Origin of the sequence: Streptomyces sp. NRRL WC-3549, from assembly GCF_000721935.1 — a bacterium.
GTDB lineage: Bacteria > Actinomycetota > Actinomycetes > Streptomycetales > Streptomycetaceae > Streptomyces.
This window is the reverse complement of sequence record NZ_KL585389.1, coordinates 5,468-7,968: the sequence shown is the minus strand read 5'-3', so window position 1 is coordinate 7,968 and position 2,501 is coordinate 5,468. Positions and strand designations below refer to the sequence as shown.

Below are 2,501 nucleotides of genomic sequence, written 5' to 3'. Positions count from 1 at the left end.
GGGTGGCGGTGCGGCCCGCCGACCGCACCGCCACCCGTCACAGGCCTCGCGGGGTCACCAGGAGGACTTGGTGACCCCGGGAAGGAGGCCGGCGTGCGCCTGCTCGCGCATCCGGATCCGCGACAGTCCGAACTTCCGCAGATGACCCCGCGGGCGGCCGTCCACGCCGTCCCGGTTGCGGACCCGGGTCGCACTGGCGTCACGCGGCTGACGGCGCAGCTCCTCGACCGCGGCCGCCCGCTCGGCCTCCGGCGTGCCCGGCCGGCGGATGGCCTCCTTCAGCTCGGCCCGCCGCGCCGCGTACCGCTCGACGGTCACCTTGCGCTTCTCGTTCCGGACGATCTTGCTCTTCTTCGCCATCAGACCCTCTCCCCCCGGGCCCGGATGCGGGCGACGGCGGCCTCGACGCCGATGCCGTCGATGGTCTTGATCGCCTTGGCGCTGAGGGTGAGCCGCACGTAGCGGCCCTCACCGGGCAGCCAGTACCGCTTGCGCTGGACGTTGGGGTCGAAGCGGCGTGACGTACGCCGGTGCGAGTGGGAGATCTTGTTCCCGAAGCCCGGTCGGGCGCCGGTCAGTTGGCAATGGGCGGACACGCGGATACCTACCTCTCGTCGAGACGGTCCATTCTTGAAAATGGAAACCATTGCCATATAGTAGCCCCATGGCTCGCAACGAAGTACGCCCGATCATCAAGCTCCGGTCCACCGCGGGGACGGGCTACACCTACGTCACGCGTAAGAACCGGCGGAACGATCCCGACCGGCTGGTGCTGCGGAAGTTCGACCCGCTCGTCCGCCGCCACGTCGACTTCCGCGAAGAGCGCTGACCACCCCCTCCCCCGTCGACATCCACCCCGAGGACACGAGGAACACCGCCATGCAGCCCGGAATCCACCCCCCTTACGGTCCTGTCGTCTTCCGCGACAAGGCCGCCGACTTCGCCTTCCTGACCCGCTCCACCCTGACCAGCGACCGCACCGTCGCATGGGAGGACGGCAACACCTACCCCGTGGTCGACGTGGAGATCTCCTCCGCGAGCCACCCCTTCTACACCGGCACCGCACGGGTCCTGGACACCGCGGGACGCGTCGAGCGCTTCGAGCGTCGTTACGGGCGCCGTGAGGCCCGGTGATGGAGACGGAACGGAAACTGCCCGTCGTCATCGTCAGCGGGCTGCACGCCGATGCCCGCAACGAGGTGGTGGACAGGCTGCTCAGGCAGGTGCCCCACAGCGTCGCCCTCCACCACGACCTGTCGACGGCGATGAACGGCACGGTCCACCGCACGGTTCGCGACGTCACCGGCGAGCTCTCCCACGGGGAGGCCCGCCTGGTCAACGACTGCGCCTGCTGCGCGCTGCGGGAGGACCTGCTGCCCGAGCTGGCACGTCTGGCGGCCGACGGGGTGACCCGGCTGGCCGTCCTCGATCTCTGGGATTCCGTCGAGCCGAAGGCCATGGCCGAGGTCATCGCCGCCCACGGCGCGGCGCAGGCGGAGGTGACCGGCGTCGTCGCGGCCGTCGATCCGGCCCTCGTGCTGCCCTGCCTGGTCAACGGTGACGACCTCGCCGAGGCCGGCCTCGCCGCGGCGCCGAGCGATCAGCGGACCGTCGGAGACACGTGGGCCCGCCAGTTGGAGTACTCCTCCGTCGTCGCCCTCGTCCGGAGCGACGACGCGGACGACGCGGACCGGGCGCTGATCCGCCAGTTGCATCCGACGGCACGGCGGATCGCCGCAGACTCCGAGGAGTTGCCGGTACTGGCCCTCGCGGGATTCGATGTGGAGGCGGCGGGAGCCGGTACTCATCCGGCCTGCGCCCTCCTCCCGCAGGAAGCCGAGGAGGCGGGCGTCAGCACCCTGGTGTGGCGCAGGTACCGCCCGTTCCACCCGGAGCGCCTGTACGACGCGCTGGAGGACCTGAGCTGTGCCGCCGCCCGCAGCCGGGGACGCTTCTGGCTCGCCGACCGGCCCGACACCCTGCTGTCCTGGGACGCCGCGGGGGGTGCCCTCTGCGTCGAGAACACCGGCCCCTGGCTGGCCTCCCTGCCGGACGCGGCCTGGGACATGGTCCCACCGTTCCGGCGGGCGGCAGCCGCGCTGGACTGGCACCCCGAGCACGGTGACTGCTGCCAGCACCTGGTCTTCGTCTCACCCGGCCTCGACCGGGACGGCCTCGTCGCCCTGCTCGACTCCTGCCTGCTGACCGACGACGAACACGACGCGGGACGCGCGGCCTGGAGGGACCTTCCGGCCGCTTTCGACTCGCTCCTCGACCCGGTCCACTGACCGCCCCACCGCCGACCTCTGAGGAAGACCGATGACTCGTCGCCAGGACCCCCGTAAGCCCGTCAGGAGCCGGCCCAATCCGCTCGACGCGGCCAAGATCACGTACATCGACTACAAGGACACCGACCTGCTGCGGAAGTTCATCTCCGACCGGGGCAAGATCCGCAGCCGCAGGGTCACCCGCATCAGCGCCCAGCAGCAGCGGCAGGGCGC

6 protein-coding genes are annotated in these 2,501 nt (G+C 71.1%); 4 read left to right on the top strand and 2 right to left on the bottom strand.

Annotated features, from left to right (window positions below):
* Nucleotides 1–54: 54 nt before the first annotated feature.
* On the bottom strand, nt 55–360 hold the full coding sequence (gene rpsN / locus IH13_RS0107320) for a 30S ribosomal protein S14 (RefSeq protein WP_031082119.1): 306 nt from the start codon (nt 358–360) through the stop codon (nt 55–57).
* Complete coding sequence (rpmB, locus tag IH13_RS0107315; RefSeq protein ID WP_031082118.1) at nt 360–596, bottom strand: 50S ribosomal protein L28; 237 nt, start codon at nt 594–596, stop codon at nt 360–362. Before rpmB ends, rpsN begins: the two co-directional genes overlap by 1 nt.
* A gap of 68 nt (nt 597–664) precedes the next feature.
* Here rpmB and rpmG point away from each other — a divergent pair, with 68 nt between their 5' ends.
* From rpmG to rpsR, 4 genes are all read left to right on the top strand, one after another.
* Nucleotides 665–829 (top strand): 50S ribosomal protein L33, encoded by a 165-nt coding sequence (gene rpmG, locus IH13_RS0107310; protein ID WP_015576127.1) that lies wholly within the window; start codon nt 665–667, stop codon nt 827–829.
* Nucleotides 830–879: 50 nt separating this feature from the next.
* Nucleotides 880–1,134 (top strand): type B 50S ribosomal protein L31, encoded by a 255-nt coding sequence (locus IH13_RS0107305; protein ID WP_031082115.1) that lies wholly within the window; start codon nt 880–882, stop codon nt 1,132–1,134.
* Complete coding sequence (locus IH13_RS0107300) at nt 1,134–2,288, top strand: CobW family GTP-binding protein (protein ID WP_031082114.1); 1,155 nt, start codon at nt 1,134–1,136, stop codon at nt 2,286–2,288. The genes IH13_RS0107305 and IH13_RS0107300 overlap by 1 nt, the downstream gene beginning before the upstream one ends.
* Nucleotides 2,289–2,319: 31 nt before the next feature.
* Nucleotides 2,320–2,501: 30S ribosomal protein S18 (gene rpsR, locus IH13_RS0107295; RefSeq protein WP_031082113.1), on the top strand; the 182-nt coding region annotated here is incomplete at its 3' end.